Raw genomic sequence first — 22,253 nt, 5'->3', positions numbered from 1 at the left:
TTAGAACGGGATCAGTCCGGCGAGGGCGGGCAGGAAGGTGCTGAACCACGGCGCCGCCGCGAGTACCAGAAGTCCGACGAAGAGGGCAAGCAGGTACGGCCAGAAGTGTTTGAGGCTGTTTTCCACGGTTTCCCGGGCGGTGGCGCACGCGACGTAGAAGCCGACGCCGGCCGGTGGAGCGAACGAGCCTATGCCCATGGAGATGATGAGCACCATGGCGTACTGCACGGGGTTGACGCCGAAGTCGGTGGCGATCGGCAGCAGCAACGGGGCGAAGATCAGCACGGCGGGAAGTCCCTCGAGGAGCTGGCCCATGATGACGAGCAGGATCACGGTGAACAGCATGAAGAGGACCGGGGAATCCCCGAGGCTGGACATGAGGTCGTGGATTTGCTGCGAGACACCGGCGAGGGCAAGGGTCTGGGCGAGCGGAGAGGCGGCAGCGATGATGAAGAGCACCATGCCCGCCGTCGTGGTGGTTTCCCGCAGCGTGTCCCCGAGCAGCCGCTTGCTGCCCCGGCGGTAGGCGGCGGCCAGGATGAACGCGTAGGCGACGGCAACGGAGGAAACTTCCGTCGGCGTCGCGAATCCGGTCAGGATCCCGGCCACCATGCCGACGGGCAGGAGGAGAGTGGGGAGGGCGAAGAACGTGGCCGAACCGCGTGCCCGCCAGCTTGCCTTGGGACTGGCGACTCCACCTTGTTTGCGTGCCCGCAGGAACACGAGCGCCATGACCACGAGCGCCAGGAATGCGGCGGGCACAAAACCGGCAAGGAAGAGTGTGGTGGTCGAAATCGTGGTGATGGAGCCAAGGACGAGAAGGACGATGCTTGGCGGGATGGTTTCACCCATGATGGCAGACGCTGATAGTACGGCGACAACCTCGGCGCGCGGATATTTGCGCTCTTCGAGCATGCCGCGCATTGTGGTGCCGACGGCCGCGACGTCGGCGACCTTCGAGCCCGAAATGCCGGAGAAAATGTACATGGTCACGACGACCACCTGGAGCAGTCCCCCGCGCAGGTGCCCGATAAGGGCGTCGACGAGCTTGGCCAACGGCAGCGTGAGCCCTGCGGAGTTCATGACGGTGCCGGCGAGGATGAAGAAGGGTATCGCCAACAGCACGAATCCCTTGGCGCCCGAGGCCATGCCGATCGGGATCGCGCTGACCTCGGAAATCCCTCCGAGGTAAAGGTAGATCCCGGAGGCAAGGGCAAGCACGAACGCGATCGGAAGTCCGAGGAACAGCAGGATGAACAGAACCGCGAGCACGGTGCCAAGGAGGACGTTCGGCGAGGCATAGTAAAAGAGCGGCGGCGCCAAAAGCACGACGACGACCAGGGCTGCCGCGATGCCGCCGGCTACCAGGACGGCGCGCTTTTGCTGCCGCCAAAGCTTGACGAGCGCGAACCAGGCAATGAGGACCATGCCCAGCGAAAACGGCATGGAGACCCAGAAAACGGGGAGCTGGAGGATGGGGGTCTTTTCCTCGATTTGCTGGACGAGCGTGGGAATGAAAAGCGCAAAAGCACCGGCGCTCATCACGAAGACGAGCCAGTCCACGAGCGCGGCCAGGTAGGGCTTCCACGCGGCGGGGAGCCTCATGATCAGGGCCTGGACGGACATGTGGGCGCCCTTGGGATAGGCGATTGCCCCGCCCATGAAGGCGATAGTCAGTAGTGCTATCTCGGAGACTTCCTGGGTCCAAAGAACCGAATCGCCGGTGATCACTCGGACAGTGATGTTCAGCAGGATGACGACGAGCTCGGCGAGGATCGCGGCGCCCACAATCCACTCCAACGTCCGGTCCAGCCAAAGCGCACCGCTCCAGCCCGGAGCGACGTGACCCGTATGCAGGATCTCCTCGGCATCAGGCGGGATCGCCTCTTCCAGGTCGCGGGAAGTGAGGGTGTGTTCCATGATGGTCCAGACTTTCGACATTGAGAGCGGAATTGGTATGCAGGGTGGGGTGAGGCTTTGGTGGGAGCCCGGGAGGGCTCCCACCCAGGGTTGAGGATTACTTAGCGGGAGTGAACGCGACCGCTTGGTCGAAGAAATCTTTTCCAATGAGCTTCGAGAAGTCCGGGTACAAGCTCTTCGATACGGCCTTGAACTCTTCGATGCTGGAAGCGCTCAGTTCGTTCGCTTTCATGCCCTTGGCGGTCAGCTCGTCCAACTGCTTCTTCGCCTGATCTGTGTCGTAGGTGGTTTTGAACGAGGCGGTTTCCGTCGACGCATCCGTGAGCGCTTTTTGCTGGTCCGCGCTGAGTGTCCCCCACTTCTTCGACGACAGGGCGAGCACCCAGGCGTCGTTGATGTGGTTGGTCAGCGAGACATACTTCTGCACTTCCGAGAACTTGTTGGTCCACGGCACCTCGATGGGATTCTCCTGGCCGTCGATGGTGCCCGTCTGCAGGCCCGTGAAGACCTCGGAGAAGGCCATGGTGGTGGGACTGGCGCCGAGCTTGCCGAAGAAGTCCGTCCACAAGGTGTTGCCCGGTACGCGGATCTTCAGTCCTTTGAGGTCCGAAGGCTGCGTAATGGGACGGACGGAGTTGGTGATTTCACGGCCTGTCCTCGTGAGGAAGCTGAGCGCAACAGTGTCCTTTTTGGCGAGCTTGTCCTTCAGGTCCTGGCCGGGCTTGCCTGCCAGGAACGCGGCCTCTTCGCTGGTGTCCTTGAAGAGGTAGGGAATGCTGATCGCGTTCATTTCGGGCACAATCGAGGCGTAGACCGAGGTTGAAAGGATCAGGGCGTCCAACGAGCCACCCTGAAGGCGGGTGACGGCGGCGTTCTGATCACCACTGAAGCTGGTCCCGTTGGGAACGACTGTGACAACCACCGATCCGTTGGAGGTTTTCTTCACCTGGTCCGCGAAGTGCTGGGCAGACACGCCTACTGAGGAGGTGAGCGGATCAGGAATCGACAATTGGATCTTGGCGACCGGTGCGGCCTGGCCGCCGCTGGATGCGCCGGCGGCGGCACATCCGGCAAGGGCAGTTGCAGCCAAGCTGCAGGCTAACACTCCGGTGATGGCGCGGGTCTTGGTATTCATGCGATGCCTTTCTTCATTGGAAGGATGCGATCCGGATGACGGAAGCAAGGGGTTGGTCAGGCGCCCACGGGGGCGGCCTGGGCGATGAACGCTTCGGTTTCGCGGCGCAGCTCAAGGGCCTGGGACAGCGAGTCATCAATGATGACGTCGTCCCAGCGGACGATCGCTCCCTTCGCGATGTCGTTGCGCAATTCCACGTGGTGGGCCAAGGCCACCGGCAGGGCCCCCGTAGCCACCGAATGCTTGGCCGACACCAGCTTGCCCCATACCGTGAATCCGCCCTCGCCGTCGAGGAACTCGCCGGCTTTGAGGTCCTTCTTGGCGGTGGCGACCACGTCGCCGAAGAAACCGACGGGTGCGCCGGTCGCAATTCCCCGGAGCGCCGCATTTGCGATCGATACGTTCAGTTCGAGGCCGACGTAGTGATACGGGCGGTACAGGGCCGCGTACTGGCCTGTCGGGTCCGGGTGCCACGGATATTCGTTGAAGCAGCCGGAAACGTATGCGTTTGTTGCCTTGACAACGACGAAGACGCCTTCCTGGGTGTTGTGGCTGATCCAGCTGCCATCACGGTTCACGCTGGACATGACATCCACGCTGCCTTCATGGGCGAGCGAGCCCCCGACCTCGTTCGGCCGGCAAATCGTGGCGATCTCCTCAACGTTGCCCGGCGTGAAACTGAGCCCGGAGTCCGACGGCGCCAGGCCCGCACCGTTGGCGACGGCGGCCATCTCAATTGCCGCTTTAGTGCCGTCCCGGAACGAGGTGTGCATGTACGGGTTGAGCTGCCCGGAGTCCGTGAGTTCCTTCGAGAATTCCCAGTTCTCCCAGACGTTGTCCGGATTCATCTCGTGGTAGTGCTCCAGGTACTTGGCACCCTTGCCCGCGCAGACCACGTCGAATCCGCTGGTACGTGCCCAGTCCACCAACTCCATAATGAGGGCCGGCTGGTCGCCGTAGGCCATCGAATATACGACGCCGGCGGCTTCTGCACGCTTAGCCAGAGCCGGGCCCGCCAACGCGTCAGCCTCAACGGTCACCATGATGATGTGCTTCTTGGTTTCGATGGCGCGCAGGGCGTGCTTGATTCCCACGATCGGGTTGCCTGTGGCCTCCACGATCACGTCAATGTCTACGTCGAACAGTTCGTCGGCGTTGGCCACAATTGCCGTTGTGCGGTCCTTGAGTGCCGTGGCAATGTCCGGGGCGATCTGCTCGGCCGGCCATTCGACAAGGGCGAAAGCGCCTTCTGCACGCTTCACGTTGATGTCGGCGATGGCCACCACGTGGATCCCGGGAATGTTGTTGGACTGGGCTAGATACATCGTGCCGTAACGCCCGGCACCAATGAGGCCAACCCTGATGGGACGGCCTTCCTGCTCGCGGTCGACAAGGAGTTTGTGAAGGTTCACTGGAGTCTCTCTTCATAGGAGTGCGATGCGAAGGAAACCTGGCCGCCTGAGCGGAGGGACAACTTCTTTGTCGCGTTTTGCGTGAAAACTATCCGGAGTGGAACCGGTTCCACTTTTGTACCACCCGGTGCTAAGCTGTGTCAACGACTCCAAGCCAAGCGCCTTCATGACGATGACGGTGGGCCGCGAGGAGCCGCAGCATAAGACGTATGCCCAATCGATTCCCTCAAGGAGGAGCGGTGAAGAAGGCCCCGACCATTCGCGATGTCGCGGCGACCGCGGGCGTTTCCGTCTCCGTGGTGTCCCGGGTGTTAAATCCGGACTCGGGACCCGTGGCGCCTGCCAAGCGGCAGGACGTCCTCAGGGTGATCGACGAACTGGGTTACCGTCCCCGGGCCGCGGCCCGCGAACTGAGCGCAGGACACGCGCTCACCATTGGCCTGGTGGTCACTGACCTGTCCAACCCGTTCTTTGCACGCCTCGCTGACCGCATCGTCTGGGAGGCCCGCAGCCACGGGATCCAAGTGGTGTTGATGACAACCCAGGAGGATCCGCACCTGGAAGCCGACTCCCTGGACACCCTCCTCGACCGTTCCGTCAGCGGGGTCATAGCAACTCCCACTGGAGGAAACATCGAAAAGTGGGCGCGCCTGCAGGACCTGGGCGTGAATGTGGTGTTCGTGGACCGCACCATAGACGAACTCACCGATGTGGACGTCGTCAGCATCGAGAACTTTGACTCCGCCAAGCGCTCCACGGAGTACCTCATTGGCCTCGGCCATACACGGATAGCCCTGGTGACAGGTCCGCGCAGCACATCGACCGGACGGGCAAGAATCAACGGCTACCGGGCCGCGCACCAGGACGCTTCCCTCGCCGTCGACCCGCTCCTGATCCGAGATGTACCGTTCCGTGGCGACTCGGGCGGGGACGCCGTCGGCTCCCTCCTCGCCATGCCCCAGCCACCAACGTGCCTCATCGTGGCCAACACCGCCCAGGTGCAAAGCTCGGTCAGGCGGCTGGTCCAAACCGGCATCCGAATCCCGGAGGAACTCTCCGTGATCGTCTTCGATGACAATCCTTGGACCGAACTCATGTCACCGCCGCTCAGCGTGATCAGGCAGCCCCTGGACATGCTCGCAGTACACTCCCTCGAACTGGTGCTGGGCAGGATGCAGGGCAAACTGTCCGACGGCCCTCGCCTCATCGAAGTCAAAGCAGATTTCCTGGCCCGCAACAGCTGCGCGCCTCTCGCCCAAACCGCTATTCACTAAGGAGAACCCATGCCCGTCGTCGTCACCGCCACGTTCACCCCCAAGGTAGGATCGTTCGACCAGGTCGTCGCCGCCCTGTCCCCGGCCATCGCGGAAGTCCACCAGGAGCCCGGCTGTCTGCTCTACGCCATCCACGACTCACCGAACGGCCAGATCCTCATGATCGAGAAGTGGGAGTCCGCCGAACTGCTCGACGCCCACGGCGGCGGCGAACCGGTCAAAAGACTTAACGCGGCCCTGGACGGGCTCCTTGAACGCCCGGTCGACGTGATGCGCCACGAGCCGATCCCTGCGGGAACGCCGGCCCAAGGCGCCCTCTAGGAAAAACGAGGAACACGAGACGACGACGGCGGGACGCTCCCGCCGTCGTCGTCTCGCTTTAAAGAAAGGCCCTGCAGCGCCGACCAGCGGCAGTCGGAAGCGGGGACGGTGGCTTGCACGCCTATTTTCCTCTGGGCCACTCAATTTTCCCCTTCGGACCACTCAATTTCCCTCTTCGGGCCACTCAATTCGGGAACATCAACCTCCTAATGGCCGATTCCGCCTGTAACCTGCTCACACGCCGGTTATCCCTCTTTGGGTTTGAGAGACCTGTCCGGTCGCTGGTGCTCGGCCCAATGGACGCCGAGCAGATGTGGAAAGACATCTCTTATTCGAATCGAGCCCGGCAAAACGGCCATTGATGGCGGCTTCCTGCCATGTAGTCTCGTTGCCCATGTTGTTCCTCCCGAACGTGTGGTGGCGTTTCCTTCGCCTTATGACACTCCGTGTCATTATGTAAGAGTGGATACTGGAGAGATGCCCTCAGACCATACGAAGCCCGGCGTCGGGCGCTCCACCGGACGCCCGGCGACAATTGATCCGGACGCCGTGGCCGGCGTCGCGCTCCGTCTTTTTGCCGAGAACGGCTACGAACGGACATCAATGGAGGACATCGCACGCGCTGCGGGAATCGGACGGAAGAGCCTCTACCGCTACTTCCCGAGCAAAGCTGACCTCGTCTGGGGTGGTATCGAGCCGGTGGTGGAAGCCTCCGGACAGGTACTGGAGAACGCCCGAACCGCGGGCCCCACCGACGGCGACACTTCCGACGGCGGCATCCTCGCCGGACTGCGCGCGGCTGCCATCGCCGGGGCTTCGGCGATCCCGGACCTTTCCGTCACGCGCGGGCGCCTGCGCCTGATTGCAGAGCACCCTGAGCTGGCGAGCAGAAGTTACGATGCCCTGGCTCCGCAGCGGGAACGGGCGAGGCATTACCTCCTGGCGCAAGGCGTCACCGAAAGCGCGGCAGGCTATCTGTGCGCCGCCTATCTCGGGGCGACTTTCGAGGCCTGGATGCAGTGGGCCGCCGGCACGGATGCGGATCCGGTCCCGTATTTGGTAGAGGCCTTGGGAGTGCTGCGGGTTCCGACCGTCCGACCCGGCAGATAACCTATGCCTGGGAGGGCAAATGACTGTTCGAAGCGCAGGCATTCTGTTGTACCGTCGGAGCTCCACGGCGGAATTGGAAGTGTGGATAGCCCACATGGGCGGCCCGTTCTGGGCCCATAAGGATGCACGCGCCTGGTCCATTCCCAAAGGCGAATACCTCGAAGACGAGGATCCCCTGGTGGCCGCCAAACGTGAATTCGCCGAGGAGATGGGGACTCCCCCGCCCGCGGTCGAATATCACCAGCTGGGCAACTTCCGGCAACCGTCGGGCAAACTCGTGGCGGCTTTCACAGCGGAGTCGGACTTCGACCCCGGCCGAATCGTGAGCAACACCTTCGAGCTGGAGTGGCCGAAAGGATCAGGCGTGATCCGGAGCTACCCCGAGATCGACCACGCGGTCTGGGCCACGGAGGCCGTTGCCCGCGCCAAACTGGTGAGCGGGCAGGTCCCGATCCTCGACGCGCTGATCCGGCACATCGGGAGCCGCTAGGCCTGGACGATCGACTCGATTGGCCGCGCGGAAAGTATGGGATCCGCGTGGCGGTGGAGGACCTTCCACTCACCGTCTTCCCGGCGGAAAATCGTCGTCACCCGTAGGGGTATCGGGGACACCTCATCAGATCCGCCAACCTTGGCCCGTGCCCATTCGATTTCGACGATGTACGCAAGCTCCGTCCCGACATACCCGGAGATTCGTTCGAATCTGATGGGCTCGCCCTCCCTCAGCCCGGAAGACGCCCGATCCATGGTCGCCTCGACCGCGCTCGAGCCCCGCGCAGGCGGGCCGAGAGGATTAGCGAGAGTGACGTCGTCGCTCTTTGAGAACAGCTTCTTCTGCTGCTCCGGGTCTCCCTTGACGAACGCATCGAGCGCTCGATGGTACTTCTCCACCATCAGATCGAGATCGGAATCCGGCATTGGTTCCTCCAGCCTCGCTTCGCCCTCGCGCGGTACGCCAAGGGCCATGTTCGGTCATCGTGGCACCGCTCAACAGGGATGTCCATAGAACGAATCTCCCGGCCACAGACCGGTCAGGAATGGAGAAGCGCCGCTTTCGGGCCGCGCCTAGAATGGCGGTCATGGACAACACCGTCCACGCCAGCTTCGTCCCCTAATGACTTCAGGAGTGATCATGAGCGACTCTTCCAACGAGGGAATCAAGACCGTGCTGCATCCCGTTTCCGACCTCGCCGCTGCGAAGGCCGTGTACACGGCTTTGCTCGGCATACCGCCGCAGGCCGACGGGCCGTATTACGTCGGCTTCGACGTCGCGGGCCAGCACATCGGGCTCGTTCCGGGAGGCGGACCTCAGGCCATGACCTCACCCGTTGCTTACTGGCACGTTTCGGACATCGAGGCGAAGCTGGCCGAGGTGACGGCCGCCGGCGCTACCCTGAAGGAAGCAGCGCGCGACGTCGGGGGCGGCCGTCTGGTTGCCACCGTGACCGACCCCGACGGCAACGTCCTCGGGCTGCTTCAGGATCCTCAATAGCCAACCAGACGCCGACGAAGACTGCGAAGACGACCCCGCGTAAAAGATGGAGACACGATGAGCACGGCCACGAGCATGGACACGCAGTCGCCTGGGCTGCATACTGCTGACACCCACGATCTGATTCGCGTACAGGGCGCGCGGGAAAACAACCTCAAAGACATCAGCATCGAGCTGCCGAAGCGCCGGTTGACGGTGTTCACGGGCGTCTCCGGTTCGGGCAAGAGCTCCCTCGTGTTCGCCACGATCGCCGCGGAGTCGCAGCGCATGATCAACGAGACGTACAGCACCTTCGTGCAAGGGTTCATGCCGACCATGGCGCGGCCGGATGTGGACCTGCTCGAAGGGCTCACGACGGCGATCATCGTCGACCAGGAGCGCATGGGCGCAAACCCCCGCTCCACTGTGGGTACTGCTACGGACGCGAACACCATGCTGCGCATGCTCTTCAGCCGGCTTGGCCAGCCGCACATCGGTTCGCCCCAAGCGTTCTCCTTCAACGTGGCTTCAGTCTCGGGCGCGGGCGCGGTCACTATCGAGCGAGGCGGCACGACGACGAAGGAGCGGCGGAGTTTCAGCATCACCGGCGGTATGTGCCCGCGCTGCGAAGGGCGGGGTTCGGTCACGGACTTCGATCTGACCGCACTGTTCGACGCCGGCAAGTCGCTTAGCGGGGGCGCACTCACCATCCCCGGCTACAGCATGGACGGCTGGTTCGGCCGCATCTTCAGCGGCTCCGGCTTCTTCGACATGGACAAGCCGATCAGCAAGTACACCAAGAAAGAACTCCACGACCTGCTCCACAAGGAGCCCACCAAGATCAAGGTCGAGGGAATCAACCTGACCTACGAGGGCCTGATTCCCAAGATCCAGAAGTCCATGCTCTCGAAGGATCCGGAGGGAATGCAGCCGCACATCCGTGCCTTCGTGGAGCGGGCCATCACGTTCACGATCTGCCCCGATTGCGATGGCACCCGGCTCACCGAGGCCGCCCGCTCGTCCAAGATCAAGGGAATCAGCATCGCCGACGCGTGCTCGATGCAGATCAGCGACCTTGCCGAATGGGTGCGCGGCCTCGATGAACCATCGGTGGCGCCGCTCCTCAAAGGGCTGCGGCACCTCCTCGACTCGTTCGCGGAGATCGGACTCGGCTATCTCTCGCTCGACCGGCCGGCAGGTACGCTCTCCGGCGGTGAAGCGCAGCGCACCAAGATGATCCGGCACTTGGGCTCCTCGCTTACCGACGTCACTTACGTCTTCGACGAGCCCACCATCGGCTTGCACCCTCACGACATCCAGCGCATGAACAAACTGCTGCTGCAGTTGCGGGACAAGGGCAACACCGTGCTCGTCGTGGAGCACAAACCGGAGGCAATTGCGATCGCCGACCACGTCGTCGACCTCGGTCCCGGCGCGGGCACCGCCGGAGGCGAAGTGGTCTTCGAAGGCACCCTCGAAGGACTGCGTTCAAGCGGCACCTTGACTGGGCGTCACCTCGAGGACCGCTCAACCCTCAAGAAGACGGTGCGGATATCCGCCGGCGCACTGGAGATCCGTGGCGCGAGCGAGAACAACCTGCGCGACGTCGACATCGACATTCCGCTCGGGGTTCTGGCTGTCGTCACGGGCGTCGCCGGATCCGGCAAGAGCTCGCTGATTCACGGCTCGTTGTCCAAGCGAGACGGCGTCGTTTCGATCGACCAAGGGGCAATCAAGGGCTCCCGGCGGAGCAACCCCGCGACCTACACCGGCCTGCTCGAGCCCATCCGCAAGGCGTTCGCGAAGGCCAATGGCGTGAAGCCGGCGCTGTTCAGCGCGAATTCCGAAGGGGCATGCCCCACGTGCAACGGCGCGGGCGTCATCTACACGGATCTCGGATTCATGGACACCGTAGCCACTCCGTGCGAGGAATGCGAAGGCAAGAGGTTCCAGGCATCGGTGCTTGAGTACCGCCTCGGCGGCCGCAACATCGCGGAGGTGTTGGCGATGTCGGTGCAAGAGGCCGAGGAGTTCTTCTCCGCGGGCGAATCCAGGATCCCGGCAGCCCACGCGATCCTGCAGCGGCTGGCCGACGTCGGACTCGGCTACCTCAGCCTCGGCCAGCCTCTCACCACCCTTTCGGGCGGCGAGCGGCAGCGGATCAAGCTGGCCACCCACATGGGCGAAAAGGGCGGCGTGCTGGTTCTCGATGAGCCAACCTCGGGCTTGCACCTCGCCGACGTCGAACAGCTGCTCGGCTTGCTCGACCGGCTCGTGGACTCCGGGAAGTCTGTCATCGTCATCGAGCACCACCAGGCGGTCATGGCGCATGCCGATTGGATCATCGACCTCGGCCCCGGCGCCGGTCACGACGGCGGACAGATCGTTTTCGAGGGCACTCCCGCCGATCTCGTCGCCGGGCGTTCCACCCTCACCGGCGAGCACCTGGCAGCCTACGTCGGCCGGTGAGCTGACGGACGGTTGGCTAGCTTTTGGGGGCGCCCGGCGAGTGGATGAAGAGGCTGGCGAGCGCCGTGAGGAGGAGAAGTGACGCCGCGATGATGAAGCTTGCCTGCATTCCGTGGACGAAGTTGCTGCGATCGGCGATGAGGGCACCGAAGACTGCGATGGCGACTGCGCCGCCCACTTGGCGAAAGGTATTGAAGACTGCGCTTGCCGTGCCCGCCTTTTCGCCCGGGACGCTCGCGAGCACGACGGCGGTGACCTGAGGCATCGCGATCGATCCACCGGTACCCGTGAAAATCAGGAAGGCACCGACGAGTAGCGGCGATCCCAGCGGCGCAGTGAGAAGCATCGCGGTGAGCCCCACCACCATGGACGTCAATCCGACGACGACTGGCACCCCCGTCCCGAAGCGGTTCGAGAGGGTTCCGCTGACTATATTGCCGACGATGCTGAACGCCGCCGAAGGAAGGAAAGTGAACCCGGCCTGAAGGGGTGTCAGCCCGAGGTGCTGTTGGAGGAAAAGACTGACCACAAAAACGGTCCCGAAGTGGCCCACCATGAACGCGAAACCGACTGAGAGCGAAATTCTCATGCCGGTGGAGCGAAACAGCTCGAGCGGCATCATCGGGTGCCGGCCGCGCGCCTGGATCAAGAGGAAAGCCGCGAGGCTAACCCCTGCGAGGACCAGGCTGCCGATGACGGGTACCGTGCCGAAGCCCTCGGTCCCTCCCGTGATGAGGCCGTACATCAACGCGGTCAAGGCAACGATCGCCGCGGCCTGGCCGGCCCAGTCGAACGGAGTCGGCCGTCGGGGGGATGTGGCGACAGAAGCGAGGAGCATCAGCATCGCAATGCAGACGGGAAGGTTGATGCCGAACACGAGCCGCCAGTCCAGTGTGGTGAGGAGGCCGCCGACAAGCGGTCCCACGGCTCCGGCAACAGCCCCGCCGACCGCCCAGATCCCGAGGGCATGTGCGCGACGGCGGGGATCGGGAAAGGCTTGCCGGATCAGCGCCATCGATGCCGGCAGCATGATCGATGCCGCACCTCCTTGGAGGAAGCGCGCGGCAATGAGGACTCCCGAGGTAGGCGCGAGTGCGCACGCGACGGACGCCACCAAGAACAGTCCGATGCCCCATCCCAGCGCCCTTTTCGCGCCGATCCGATCCGACAGGTTTCCCGCGAAAAGCAACAACGCCGCGAACATCAGCGTGTAGCCGTCGATCACCCATTGCAGGCTGGCCGTTCCGCCCCCGAGTTCCTTGCCGATGCTGGTGAGCGCGACATTGACGATCAGGATGTCGAGGGTGATCAGGAAGAATCCCAGCGACGCAATCGTGAGCGTGAGCCGTGCCCGTGGCGCTTCGGCCATGGCCGAGGGAGGAACCGGAGCCGGCAAGGTGGTTTCGGGGCGAGTCATGGTTTAAGGAAACAGCCCAGGAAGAACATGAGGGAGTCTCTGTCTTGAGGGGTACTGGCAGTGACCCTCAACGGAGGTGCAGTTACCCGACGATGCGCTAACCGGCAAGTCCAAGGAACACCAGCAAAGCTCTTTCAATCTCTACGAGCTGTGCGGATGTCAAACGGCCGACGCGGCTTTGCACGTTGGAACGCCGGACCGTCGTCAACTTGTCGATCATCACGTGGCTTTCCTGCCGCAAGCCGGACAGCTCTGAAGCTGAGACACTGACCCGAAGTAGGGGTGCGTCAATGAGGGTTGTTGTCAGAGGAAGAACCGTGACGGAATCGGTGACGTCGAATCGGTCATCCTGGATCACAAGCGCTGGCCGCGGCTTGGAGGCGTAGACACCGCCAGCCACGGTCCAGAGTTCGCCACGGTTCACTCTTCGTCCCAAGGCGCTGACACAGCCTCGATGAACTCCTGGTCATCGGACTGGCGATCAGCAGCTGCTGCGGCAGCGGCCTGCCGGTGTGCTTCGGCGTCGAAACCGTCGGCCCGAACGTCCGGTACCCACACCTGGATTGGGCGGAAGCCGTGTTCGCGCATCCGCTTACGGTACTCGCTGACCCGATCTCGAACTGCCATGGAATCCATGTTACATGTAACACCGCTGTGGCGACAGGTTCAGAGATGCCCTCACTCGATGTGCCGCCGTCGAGCGCTAAGCCACCAGCTCCGCGGCAGCGCTGTCCATGTGCTCGAGGATGGTCTTGCGTGCAAGGGAAACATCGCCGGTCTCGATGGCGGCCACGATGTCGTGGTGCCGCTCGACACTCATGTTCTTGACGCCCTTTTCAAGGCCGGCGAACATGATGGACATCCGAATGGATCCCTCCAGCGATTCCCAGGAATGGAGCAGGGTCTCGTTGCCGGTGAGGCGGCACAGGGTGCGGTGGAATTCCAGGTCGGACTCGATCCGTTCCTCGAGGCTTCCCTTGGCGGCGGCGGCCATGGCGTCGATGGCGGAGCGCAGCGAAGTGATCACCTGTTGGCGGTCCGGCAACTCGCAGAGCGTACGCGCGGCGAGGGATTCCAAGGCGGCCCGAACCGAGTAGATATCGCGGATTTCCTTGGCATCGAGGTGGCGGACGGAGAGCCTGCCGCGGGGCCCTGCGGACAGCAGGCCCTCCTGCTCGAGTTGACGCAGGGCTTCCCGGAGCGTTCCGCGGCTGATCTGGAGCATGTCCGACAGCTCGGTTTCCACCAAGTGCCGTCCAGGTTCCAACTCTCCGCTCGTGATGGCGGTACGCAGGGCGGAGAGCGCCTGCTCGCGGAGGCTCTTCTTTTCCAGTCCCAGAAGGGGTGCTGTTGCTCCGGCCATCTTGTCCGTCCTCAATGTCAGTGGTCGACTGTTTACAGTCGGTGTGTTAACTGTTGATCTTACGGCAGGAGCGCGGAACCGGCCGACGCCTGCTCCGCGCTCCCGCCAAGGAATTACCAGGGTCAGCCCAGTTCCGCAAGGACCTTTGCCACGATGCGCTGCACGGACAATCCGTAGCGCTCGTGCAGGGTAGGCAGCGCGCCGGCGTCGAGGAACTCGTCGGGAAGCGCCACGGGCACCACTCGTTTGCCCAGCCCAGCGGTGACCACCGCGGAGGCCACGGTTTCGAACAAGCCGCCCACCACGCTGTGGTTCTCCAGCGTGACGGCCAGGCGGTCAGTGTTCAGTTCCGCCAGAACGGTGGCGGCGTCGAACGGTTTGATGGTGGGCGCGTGCACGACGGCGACGTCCACCTTGTGCGCGGCCAGTGCCTCCGCTGCCTGCAGGGCGCGCATGGTCATCAGCCCGCTGGAGACGAACACAACGTCGTTGCCACCACGAAGCACCTTTGCCTTGCCGAGTTCGAAGGTGTAGTCGTACTCGTCCAGCACGGTGGGGACGTTGCCGCGGAGGAGGCGCAGGTAGGTGGGACCGTCGCTGGCGGCCAGTTGTGGCACAGCTTGTTCGATGTCCACGGAGTCGCATGGATCGACGATGGTCAGATTCGGCATGCCGCGGAAGATCGCCATGTCCTCGGTGGCCTGGTGGCTGGGGCCGTAACCCGTGGTGAGGCCCGGGAGTCCGCCCACGATGTTCACGTTGAGGTTCGGCTCGGCGATGTCGAGGCACAGGAAGTCGTAGGCCCGGCGCGCGGCGAACACGGAATAGGTCGAGGCGAACGGCACCAAGCCGGTCTCGGCCAACCCTGCGGCCGCACCGAAGAGCAACTGCTCAGCCATGCCCATCTGGAAAAACCGCTCCGGGAACGCCTTCGCGAAGATATGCATGTCCGTGTATTTGCCCAGGTCGGCGGTAAGCCCGACGATTCGCGGGTCGGCCTCGGCGGCCTTCACCAACGCGTGGCCGAAAGGCGCCGACGAAGTCTTCTGGCCCGGGTCGGCGAAGGACGCGATCATGGCCGACGTTTTCAGCTTGGGCGCCGCGCCTTTCAAAGCCGCGCCCTTCGAAGCGGTGACGGTGCTCATCGGCCGGCCTTCCCGTTGGATCCTGCGGTCAGTTGCTTGCGGCAGAGCTGCCATTCGTGTTCTTCGATGCGCATGAAGTGCGCCTTTTCACGTTCCTCGAGCAACGGCACGCCGCGCCCCACCTTCGTGTCGCACAGGATGACGGAAGGACGCCCGACGGCGGCGGCCTGGGCGGCTGCGTTGTCGAACGCGGCCAGCAACGCGCCGACGTCGTTCCCGTCCACCCGCTGGGTGTACCAGCCGAAGGCTTCCCACTTCTCCGTCACGGGTTCGGTCCGGAGGACGGTGTCCGTCTTGCCATCTGCCTGGAGGGCGTTGATATCCACCATCGCGGTGAGGTTCCCCAGTTGGTGGTGGTGCGCGCCCATGGCGGCCTCCCACGTGGACCCTTCGTCAAGCTCCCCGTCCGAGAGGAAGTTGTACACCCTCGCTCTGGAGCCCTCTTCCGATTGAGCGCGGCGCCGGAGGCCAAGGGCAATTCCGACAGCGATGGAGAGCCCGTGGCCAAGCGACCCTCCCGAGATTTCCATGCCCGGCGTGTATGTCGACATCCCGGACATCGGGAGGCGGGAATCGTCCGAGCCGTAGCTTTCGAGCTCCTCGACGGGAATGATCCCGGCCTCGGCCAGAGCCGCGTAGTGTCCGATTGCATAATGGCCCGTGGAGAGGAGGAAACGGTCCCGGCCCTCCCACTCGGGATCATTGGCACGGTAGCGGAGCTGGTCAGCATAGACTGCGGCGAGCATGTCCGCCGCTCCGAGCGCCTGGCCGACGTAGCCCTGCCCCTGGACTTCGCCCATGTTGAGGGCGTGGTGCCGGATCCGGGTTGCGGCTGCGCCTACGCGTTCGATGCGTTCCATCGCGGTCTCTCCGATTCGTCCTGCCGTGTTTTGGTCCTGCGCCACCGTCATTAGACATTCACCGACTGGGGAGTGCTTTTGGTGGCCTCATCGGCCAACTGACGTTCCTTCTTGCCCCAGGTTTCGCGGGTAGCCAATGCAGCCCAGAGGCCGATCGCGGCGTACAGGCCGAAGAGCACTGCCGGGCCCATCCAACCCATGGCGACGAAGAGCAGGGTGGTGATGAAGGGGGTGAAGCCGGAGATCGTGGCCGAGATCTGGTAGGCCAGTGACGCGCCGGAGGCACGGGTCTTCGCTTGGAACAACTCGGGGAACCAGGCGCCCTGGGCGCCGGCGAGGGAGTTCTGGCAGACGCCGTAGGAGACGGCGATCGTGGCAATGATGAAGATGAACATACCGGTGTTGACGAGCAGGAACATCGGGATGGCAAAGAGGACCGCAAAGGCGCAGGACCAGATGTAGACGGGACGCCGTCCGATCCTGTCCGTCAGCCGCGCCCAGGCCTGGGTTGCGAAGATGCCGATGGCTGAAGCGATGCAGAGGGCTACCAGGGTCTGGGTCTTGTCCGCCAGGTGCTGGCCATTCAAGTAGGAAATCATGTACGTGATGGAGACGGCGTAGCCTGCGGTCTCGGCAATGCGGAGGCCGATTCCCTTGACGATGTTCCGCCAGTCGGTCTTCAGGACCTCGACGATGGGCGACTTCACGATTGCGCCGCTCTCCTTGACTTCGTCGAAGACCGGGGATTCCGGGACCTTGGAGCGGATGATCAAGCCGACGACAACCAACACCATGCTGGCGAGGAACGGAATGCGCCAGGCGAGTTCGCCGCCCAGCTGGACGCTGACAAGGAACGTCAGGTTGGCAAGCAGGAGACCCACGGGGAATCCTGCCTGGACGATGCCGGTGTACTTTCCCTTCTTCTTCCACGGTGCGTGCTCGTAGCTCATCAGGATTGCGCCGCCCCACTCGGCTCCGAAAGCCAGGCCTTGGACGATGCGGACGAACACGAGTAGTGCCGGCGCCAAGAGGCCCACTTGGCTGTAGGTGGGAAGAAGGCCGATCAGGAACGTGGCCACGCCCATCAGGATCAACGAGGCTACGAGGACGGGCTTGCGTCCCAGCTTGTCGCCAAGGTGGCCGCCAATGATGCCGCCGATAGGACGGGCAGCGAAGCCGACGCCGAGGGTCGCGAAAGCGGCGAGGGTTCCGGTCACGGGATCGCCCGTGGGGAAGAAGGCCGTTCCGAAGTACAGGGCAGCCGCGGTGCCGAAGCCGATGAAGTCATAGGTTTCGATGACTGCACCCACACCGGAGCCGATGGCGACGCGTCGGGCGTCCTTGGTGCCGTGGACCGGACCGCGCATGGTCAGAGCTTCTTTGCTCATTGGTGAATCCCTTTCGAAGAGCGACTGAGGCTAGGCGCTTCAGCACTGTCGACTGTTAACACATGATATGCCAGTGTGACCTGCATCATCTACTTCTGTCAACAGTCAACTTCAAGGGTTGACTGTTAACAGTTAACTTAGCTACTGTGGTTCCCATCACTACCGCCTTCGGGCACGACTGGAGGAAACGAAGATGTTCAACTCCCGACTCGGTTGCTCGTCCATCAGCTTCCGGCACCAGGATCTACCCACGGCATTGCGCACCATCAATGGCCTGGGCTTTGAGGAAATCGACCTCGGCGCACTGCCGGGCGTCTGCGATCACGTCCCCTATGAGCTTGATTCCGACGCCGTCGCGGCCGTTACTGCGGAGGTCGCCGCCTCTGGGTTGCGGGTCCGCTCAGTCAACGGCGATATAGGCGACCTCAACGCAGTGCTCGACGCCGGCCAGCTCGCCGCACGCCAAAGCCACCTCGATGCGCTGCTCACCCTTACCGCCAACACTGGAGCAAAGGCTCTGGTCCTCCCCTGCGGCGCCTTGGGACACGATCCTGTCCGCAGCCTCGACGAAGACCTGGACACCATCGCCGCCCGACTCATCGGTGCCGGACAGCGCGCGGCGGAGTTCGGCGTCGAACTGTGGACCGAATCCCTGCACTTCCTCCGGTTCTGCTGGAACCTGGAACGCGCCGAACTGCTGGCCGCACGGCTGGCGGGCTCCGGCGTCGGGATTGTCATGGACTTCAGCCACATCGTCGCCGCAGGCGAAGACCCGCTCGATTACATCGAACGCCATCGCGGCCGGATAGCACATGTCCACTTGCGGGACGCTGTACCGGGCAACATCAACCTCAGCATCGGAAACGGCCAGGCGGACTTCGCCGCCGGACTCAGCTCGCTGGCAGCTACCGGCTACAGCGGCCACTTTTCGCTCGAGCTCGAAACCCGCGACGTCACCCACGACGAGCGCCCGGCAGCGGCCGCCAAAGCCGCCAGCTTCATCACAGACCTCATCTGACTTTCACAACAACAAATCCAAGGAGCATCATGACCACCACCATCCAGCGCACCGCCGTCCTCACCGGGGCAACCTCGGACCGGGGCATCGGCATCACCACCGCACGCCGCTACGCCAGTAACGGCTGGGCCGTGGTGATCCTGGACCTCGACGGCGAGAAGTCCGCCAAGGTCGCGGCGGAAATCGGCAACCAGTTCAACGTCCCTGCGTTCGGTTACGAGATCGACGTCGCCAACGAAGCTTCCGTCAACGCGGCGTACAAAGCAGTCGCCGCGGAAATCAGCGCCGGCACCCTTCCCGCCGTCGGCGCCCTCGCCAACATCGCGGGCATCACCTCCCCTGTGCCGTTCCTCGAAACCACGCTGGAACTCTGGCACAAGGTCATGGACGTGAACGCCACAGGCACCTACCTGGTGACCAAGGCTTTCCTGCCTGACATGATCGCCAGTGGCTGGGGCCGCATCGTCAACATGTCCTCCGTCTCCGCCCAGCGCGGCGGCGGCGTCTTCGGCAAGGTCCCCTACTCCGCAGCAAAGGCAGCCATCCTCGGCTTCACCAAGGCACTGGCGCGCGAAATCGGCGCAACCGGCGTCACCGTGAACGCCATCACTCCGGGCGCCGTGGACACCAACATCCGCGTCGGCAGCACCGACGAGCAGGAAGCCGCCATCAACGCAGGTATCCCCCTGGGCCGCAATGCCACCACCGAGGAAATCGCCGCCGTCATCACGTTCCTGTCTTCCGAGGAATCCGCCTACCTCACAGGCACCACCATCGACATCAATGGTGGAAGCCACATCCACTAGCAGTCCCCACATCCGTAGCCGAAAGAGCCCACGATGACCAAAATCTTCAACGATCCCGCCGATTTCGCAGACGAAGCCCTCGCCGGCTTCTGCGACCTCCACTCCGGCCTGGTGCGCCAGGTTCCCGGCGGCGCAGTGCGTCGCCACCGTCCCGAGCAGCCCAAGGTCGCGGTCCTGGCCGGCGGCGGTTCCGGGCACTACCCGGCTTTCGCCGGACTCATCGGCGCGGGACTGGCCGACGGCGCCGTCGTGGGCAACATCTTCACCTCGCCGTCCGCACAACAGGCTTACTCCGTGGCCAAGTCAGCTGATAGCGGCGCCGGAGTGGTGTTCACTTACGGCAACTACGCCGGGGACGTCCTGAACTTCGGCATGGCCAGCGAGCGCTTGGCTGCGGAAGGCATCGCAGTGGAAAACGTGCTGGTGACGGACGACATTGCGAGCGCGCCGCCGTCGGAATCCGCCAAACGCCGCGGCATCGCGGGCGACTTCACGGTCTTCAAGATCATGGGCGCCGCCGCCGAAGCGGGAGCCGAGCTGGCCGACGTCGTGCGCTTGGGGCGGAAGGCCAATAGCCTGACCCGTACCATCGGCAGCGCCTTCCACGGCTGCACCTTCCCGGGCGCCGACGCGCCGCTGTTCACCCTCAAGGACAAGCAGATGGGACTCGGCCTGGGCATCCACGGCGAGCCCGGATTGTTCGATACCGAGCTGCCGCCGGCCAAGGAACTCGGCCAGGAACTCGTCGCTCGGCTGTTGGCGGAGACTCCGCACGGAGCGGGCAACCGCATCGCGGTCATCCTCAATGGACTCGGCTCCACCAAACACGAGGAACTCTTCGTCCTGTGGCTGACCGTGGCTCCGTTGCTGCGCGCGGCCGGGTACACCTTGGTCATGCCGGAGGTCGGCGAACTGGTCACCAGTCTGGACATGTCCGGCGTCTCCCTCACCATCACCTGGCTCGACGAGGAACTCGAACCGCTTTGGACGGCGCCGGCCGAAACTCCCGCTTACCGGCGCGGCAACGCGGCGCTGTTGACTGGGGGCCAGCTTGCGGAGGAAGCGTTCGACGGCGGCCCTGTCGCCGCAGAGTTTGCGGCCACCCTCGACTCGCGCAACTACGCCGCGAGCTGCGCGGACGCGCTTGAGGCGGCCCGGAAAGCACTGCACGACGCCGAATCCCACCTTGGAGACATGGACGCGGTAGCGGGCGACGGCGACCACGGCCGCGGGATGGTCCGCGGAATCGACGCCGGCACTGCCGCAGCCGCGAAGGCCCTGGCCGATGGTGCCGGAGCCGGCGATATGTTGGCAGCCGCAGGCGACGCCTGGGCGGATAAAGCCGGCGGAACCTCGGGCGTCCTGTGGGGCGCGGGCCTCCGGGCATTCGGCGAATCCCTTGGCAACGACGAGGCGCCGGAACCGGCTGAACTTGCCGCGGCCGTGACAGCGTTCGCTGCGCGGATCACTGATCTGGGCAAGGCCGAGATAGGTGACAAGACCATGGTGGACGCCCTGCTCCCCTTCGCCGAAACCTTCAGCAAGCGCACCTCCGAGGGTGTCCTTCCGGATGTTGCCTGGGCCGAAGCTGCCGCAGCGGCCACCTCGGCTGCGCAAGCCACGGCTTCCCTCCGTCCGCTCAAAGGAAGGGCCCGCCCGCTCGCCGAGAAGAGCGTGGGCACAGCCGACCCCGGAGCCACGTCGCTGGCTATGATCTTCACAGTCATGGGCCCGCACCTTGTGAGTGCTGGGAAGGTCGCGGCATGACCACGAAAGGTTTCCGACTCATCCTGGGCGCCGACGAAGCAGGCGTGGACTACAAAAACCGGATCATGGCGGACCTGCGGGACGATCCCCGGGTCAGCGAAATCATCGATATTGGCGTCAACCGCAGCGACTCCCCGGAGGACTTCACCAGGCCCTACCCATACGTGGGGATCAAGGCTGGTGAACTCATCCGGGACGGCCAGGCAGACCGGGCCATCCTGTTCTGCGGCACTGGAATCGGCGTGGCCATCGCAGCGAACAAGGTGGACGGAATCCGCGCCACCACGGCCCACGATTCCTTCTCCGTGGAGCGTTCCATCCTGTCCAATGATTGCCAGGTGCTCACTATGGGCCAGCGCGTAGTCGGGGTGGAACTAGCCAGCAGGTTGGCACGTGAATGGCTCGGCTATGCCTTCGACCCGGCCTCGGCGTCGGCGGACAAGGTCAAGGTGCTCACGGATTTCGAGGGCTGCTGAGTCGTCCTGTCTCCCGGTCCCAACTGCCAGTCAGTTGGGTGCTACAGCGCCGGGGGTGGGCCCGAATTTGGCCAAGGCGTAGGGTGGATGGGGACGATAGGAGCATCTCATGAAGAAAATCCTCATGGTACTGACCAGCGTTTCCGAACTCGGCGATACGGGAAAGAAGACCGGCTACAACGTGGCCGAGGCTGCACATCCGTGGAAGGTCTTCAAGGATTCCGGACACTTCGTCGACTTCGCCTCCATCAAGGGCGGCCAGCCCCCGCAGGATGAAGTGGACTCACAGGATCCCATCCAGGTTGCCTTCACGACGGACGAGACTACGCGCGCCGGTCTCTACAACACGGCCCGCGTGGACGTCGTTGATGCGAACCAGTACGACGCGGTCTTCCTCGTGGGAGGCCACGGCACAATGTGGGACTTCCCGGACAGCGAAGGCCTGCAGAACCTGGTTGCGAGTGTCTACGACGCCGGTGGTGTGGTTGGCGCCGTCTGCCACGGACCGGCGGGTTTGGTGAACGTGGACCTGGCCGACGGGTTCCGGCTCATCGGGGGCCGGGAAGTGGCGGCCTTCACCAACGATGAAGAAGTTGCGGCAGGCATGGACAAGGTCATCCCGTTCTTCCTGGCCGACCGGCTCAAGGAACAGGGCGCGATCCACGTGTTCGCCGACGTCTTCGCAGAGAAGGTCGCAGTCTCCGAGCGGTTGGTGACCGGGCAGAACCCAGCCTCCGCCGCCGGCGTTGCGAAAGAGATGGAGAAGCTCCTGGCGGTGGTCATCCGCCAGGAAAAGGCCGAGGAACAGCACGAGTCCGAGGCCCTTCGCGCAGAGAAGGACGCCAAAAAGGCTGCTGCGGCAGACTCAGAGCACTAACGCTGCAGCTTATTGATACTGGCG

Annotated in this window: 22 protein-coding genes; 11 read left to right on the top strand and 11 right to left on the bottom strand. The window is 63.8% G+C overall.

The features are described from left to right. The 3 genes from ABEA18_RS01360 to ABEA18_RS01350 form a co-directional block, all read right to left on the bottom strand. Positions 1-1,941: a TRAP transporter large permease gene (locus ABEA18_RS01360; protein ID WP_345447244.1), complete on the bottom strand. Its 1,941-nt coding sequence runs from the start codon at positions 1,939-1,941 to the stop codon at positions 1-3. A 76-nt stretch (positions 1,942-2,017) separates the two neighbouring features. Further along, positions 2,018-3,055, bottom strand: a complete 1,038-nt coding sequence (locus ABEA18_RS01355; protein WP_345447241.1) for a DctP family TRAP transporter solute-binding subunit — start codon at positions 3,053-3,055, stop codon at positions 2,018-2,020. 56 nt (positions 3,056-3,111) lie between these two features. After that, positions 3,112-4,467: an NAD(P)H-dependent oxidoreductase gene (locus ABEA18_RS01350; RefSeq protein WP_345447238.1), complete on the bottom strand. Its 1,356-nt coding sequence runs from the start codon at positions 4,465-4,467 to the stop codon at positions 3,112-3,114. 239 nt (positions 4,468-4,706) lie between these two features. On the opposite strand from ABEA18_RS01350, the gene ABEA18_RS01345 reads away from it, so the two are divergent. The 4 genes from ABEA18_RS01345 (at position 4,707) to ABEA18_RS01330 (ending at position 7,662) form a co-directional block, all read left to right on the top strand. Next, on the top strand, positions 4,707-5,741 hold the full coding sequence (locus tag ABEA18_RS01345; protein WP_345447236.1) for a LacI family DNA-binding transcriptional regulator: 1,035 nt from the start codon (positions 4,707-4,709) through the stop codon (positions 5,739-5,741). A 9-nt stretch (positions 5,742-5,750) separates the two neighbouring features. Next, positions 5,751-6,062 carry a putative quinol monooxygenase gene (locus ABEA18_RS01340; protein ID WP_345447234.1) on the top strand — a complete coding sequence of 104 codons (312 nt, stop codon included), beginning with the start codon at positions 5,751-5,753 and terminating at the stop codon, positions 6,060-6,062. Positions 6,063-6,539: 477 nt separating this feature from the next. Then, positions 6,540-7,172, top strand: a complete 633-nt coding sequence (locus ABEA18_RS01335; protein WP_345447232.1) for a TetR family transcriptional regulator — start codon at positions 6,540-6,542, stop codon at positions 7,170-7,172. A 19-nt stretch (positions 7,173-7,191) separates the two neighbouring features. After that, complete coding sequence (locus ABEA18_RS01330) at positions 7,192-7,662, top strand: NUDIX hydrolase (protein ID WP_345447229.1); 471 nt, start codon at positions 7,192-7,194, stop codon at positions 7,660-7,662. Here the strand turns inward: ABEA18_RS01330 and ABEA18_RS01325 are convergent. Next, positions 7,659-8,138, bottom strand: a complete 480-nt coding sequence (locus ABEA18_RS01325) for a YybH family protein (RefSeq protein ID WP_345447226.1) — start codon at positions 8,136-8,138, stop codon at positions 7,659-7,661. The genes ABEA18_RS01330 and ABEA18_RS01325 overlap by 4 nt on opposite strands. Before the next feature lie 166 nt (positions 8,139-8,304). Here ABEA18_RS01325 and ABEA18_RS01320 point away from each other — a divergent pair, with 166 nt between their 5' ends. Next, positions 8,305-8,664: a VOC family protein gene (locus ABEA18_RS01320; RefSeq protein ID WP_284984128.1), complete on the top strand. Its 360-nt coding sequence runs from the start codon at positions 8,305-8,307 to the stop codon at positions 8,662-8,664. 57 nt (positions 8,665-8,721) lie between these two features. Beyond that, complete coding sequence (locus tag ABEA18_RS01315; RefSeq protein ID WP_345447221.1) at positions 8,722-11,112, top strand: ATP-binding cassette domain-containing protein; 2,391 nt, start codon at positions 8,722-8,724, stop codon at positions 11,110-11,112. 16 nt (positions 11,113-11,128) lie between these two features. Here the strand turns inward: ABEA18_RS01315 and ABEA18_RS01310 are convergent, their stop codons facing one another. The 7 genes from ABEA18_RS01310 to ABEA18_RS01280 form a co-directional block, all read right to left on the bottom strand. Beyond that, positions 11,129-12,529 carry an MFS transporter gene (locus ABEA18_RS01310; RefSeq protein WP_345447218.1) on the bottom strand — a complete coding sequence of 467 codons (1,401 nt, stop codon included), beginning with the start codon at positions 12,527-12,529 and terminating at the stop codon, positions 11,129-11,131. A 97-nt stretch (positions 12,530-12,626) separates the two neighbouring features. Next, a complete protein-coding gene (locus ABEA18_RS01305; RefSeq protein ID WP_345447215.1) occupies positions 12,627-12,953 on the bottom strand; it encodes a type II toxin-antitoxin system PemK/MazF family toxin in 327 nt (108 codons plus the stop codon). Further along, positions 12,950-13,156, bottom strand: a complete 207-nt coding sequence (locus tag ABEA18_RS01300) for an antitoxin MazE family protein (protein ID WP_059389418.1) — start codon at positions 13,154-13,156, stop codon at positions 12,950-12,952. The genes ABEA18_RS01305 and ABEA18_RS01300 overlap by 4 nt, the downstream gene beginning before the upstream one ends. Positions 13,157-13,232: 76 nt before the next feature. Beyond that, on the bottom strand, positions 13,233-13,892 hold the full coding sequence (locus ABEA18_RS01295; protein WP_345447212.1) for a GntR family transcriptional regulator: 660 nt from the start codon (positions 13,890-13,892) through the stop codon (positions 13,233-13,235). A 122-nt stretch (positions 13,893-14,014) separates the two neighbouring features. Continuing rightward, the gene (locus ABEA18_RS01290) at positions 14,015-15,037 is read right to left on the bottom strand and encodes a transketolase family protein (protein WP_345447209.1); all 1,023 of its coding nucleotides are present in this window, start codon (positions 15,035-15,037) and stop codon (positions 14,015-14,017) included. Next, positions 15,034-15,897, bottom strand: a complete 864-nt coding sequence (locus ABEA18_RS01285; protein WP_345447205.1) for a transketolase — start codon at positions 15,895-15,897, stop codon at positions 15,034-15,036. Before ABEA18_RS01285 ends, ABEA18_RS01290 begins: the two co-directional genes overlap by 4 nt. Positions 15,898-15,947: 50 nt before the next feature. Further along, positions 15,948-17,285: an MFS transporter gene (locus ABEA18_RS01280; protein WP_345447202.1), complete on the bottom strand. Its 1,338-nt coding sequence runs from the start codon at positions 17,283-17,285 to the stop codon at positions 15,948-15,950. 193 nt (positions 17,286-17,478) lie between these two features. Between ABEA18_RS01280 and ABEA18_RS01275 the strand changes: the two genes are divergently transcribed. The 5 genes from ABEA18_RS01275 to ABEA18_RS01255 all read left to right on the top strand — a co-directional run bounded on the left by ABEA18_RS01275 (position 17,479) and on the right by ABEA18_RS01255 (position 22,229). Next, the gene (locus tag ABEA18_RS01275) at positions 17,479-18,303 is read left to right on the top strand and encodes a sugar phosphate isomerase/epimerase family protein (protein WP_345447199.1); all 825 of its coding nucleotides are present in this window, start codon (positions 17,479-17,481) and stop codon (positions 18,301-18,303) included. Positions 18,304-18,332: 29 nt separating this feature from the next. Next, a complete protein-coding gene (locus ABEA18_RS01270; RefSeq protein ID WP_345447196.1) occupies positions 18,333-19,109 on the top strand; it encodes an SDR family NAD(P)-dependent oxidoreductase in 777 nt (258 codons plus the stop codon). A 33-nt stretch (positions 19,110-19,142) separates the two neighbouring features. Next, entirely contained in the window at positions 19,143-20,876 is a 1,734-nt protein-coding gene (locus ABEA18_RS01265) for a dihydroxyacetone kinase family protein (RefSeq protein ID WP_345447193.1), read from the top strand. Further along, entirely contained in the window at positions 20,873-21,352 is a 480-nt protein-coding gene (locus ABEA18_RS01260) for an RpiB/LacA/LacB family sugar-phosphate isomerase (RefSeq protein ID WP_345447190.1), read from the top strand. Before ABEA18_RS01265 ends, ABEA18_RS01260 begins: the two co-directional genes overlap by 4 nt. A 109-nt stretch (positions 21,353-21,461) precedes the next feature. Then, entirely contained in the window at positions 21,462-22,229 is a 768-nt protein-coding gene (locus ABEA18_RS01255) for a type 1 glutamine amidotransferase domain-containing protein (protein ID WP_345447187.1), read from the top strand. Positions 22,230-22,253: the final 24 nt, after the last annotated feature.

Origin of the sequence: Arthrobacter gyeryongensis, assembly GCF_039543785.1 — a bacterium.
Classification (GTDB): Bacteria; Actinomycetota; Actinomycetes; order Actinomycetales; family Micrococcaceae; genus Arthrobacter; species Arthrobacter gyeryongensis.
Note: the sequence above shows the minus strand (reverse complement) of the source record. Positions and strands in the feature narration are given on the sequence as shown.

Coding starts and splice junctions, on each gene's coding strand:
- ABEA18_RS01270 (WP_345447196.1), top strand. CDS start 18,333: ATGACCACCACCATCCAGCGCACCGCCGTCCTCACCGGGGCAACCTCG.
- ABEA18_RS01325 (WP_345447226.1), bottom strand. CDS start 8,138: ATGGCCCTTGGCGTACCGCGCGAGGGCGAAGCGAGGCTGGAGGAACCA.
- ABEA18_RS01285 (WP_345447205.1), bottom strand. CDS start 15,897: ATGGAACGCATCGAACGCGTAGGCGCAGCCGCAACCCGGATCCGGCAC.
- ABEA18_RS01355 (WP_345447241.1), bottom strand. CDS start 3,055: ATGAATACCAAGACCCGCGCCATCACCGGAGTGTTAGCCTGCAGCTTG.
- ABEA18_RS01275 (WP_345447199.1), top strand. CDS start 17,479: ATGTTCAACTCCCGACTCGGTTGCTCGTCCATCAGCTTCCGGCACCAG.
- ABEA18_RS01340 (WP_345447234.1), top strand. CDS start 5,751: ATGCCCGTCGTCGTCACCGCCACGTTCACCCCCAAGGTAGGATCGTTC.
- ABEA18_RS01265 (WP_345447193.1), top strand. CDS start 19,143: ATGACCAAAATCTTCAACGATCCCGCCGATTTCGCAGACGAAGCCCTC.
- ABEA18_RS01280 (WP_345447202.1), bottom strand. CDS start 17,285: ATGAGCAAAGAAGCTCTGACCATGCGCGGTCCGGTCCACGGCACCAAG.
- ABEA18_RS01315 (WP_345447221.1), top strand. CDS start 8,722: ATGAGCACGGCCACGAGCATGGACACGCAGTCGCCTGGGCTGCATACT.
- ABEA18_RS01330 (WP_345447229.1), top strand. CDS start 7,192: ATGACTGTTCGAAGCGCAGGCATTCTGTTGTACCGTCGGAGCTCCACG.
- ABEA18_RS01255 (WP_345447187.1), top strand. CDS start 21,462: ATGAAGAAAATCCTCATGGTACTGACCAGCGTTTCCGAACTCGGCGAT.
- ABEA18_RS01320 (WP_284984128.1), top strand. CDS start 8,305: ATGAGCGACTCTTCCAACGAGGGAATCAAGACCGTGCTGCATCCCGTT.
- ABEA18_RS01335 (WP_345447232.1), top strand. CDS start 6,540: ATGCCCTCAGACCATACGAAGCCCGGCGTCGGGCGCTCCACCGGACGC.
- ABEA18_RS01360 (WP_345447244.1), bottom strand. CDS start 1,941: ATGTCGAAAGTCTGGACCATCATGGAACACACCCTCACTTCCCGCGAC.
- ABEA18_RS01310 (WP_345447218.1), bottom strand. CDS start 12,529: ATGACTCGCCCCGAAACCACCTTGCCGGCTCCGGTTCCTCCCTCGGCC.
- ABEA18_RS01260 (WP_345447190.1), top strand. CDS start 20,873: ATGACCACGAAAGGTTTCCGACTCATCCTGGGCGCCGACGAAGCAGGC.
- ABEA18_RS01295 (WP_345447212.1), bottom strand. CDS start 13,892: ATGGCCGGAGCAACAGCACCCCTTCTGGGACTGGAAAAGAAGAGCCTC.
- ABEA18_RS01300 (WP_059389418.1), bottom strand. CDS start 13,156: ATGGCAGTTCGAGATCGGGTCAGCGAGTACCGTAAGCGGATGCGCGAA.
- ABEA18_RS01290 (WP_345447209.1), bottom strand. CDS start 15,037: ATGAGCACCGTCACCGCTTCGAAGGGCGCGGCTTTGAAAGGCGCGGCG.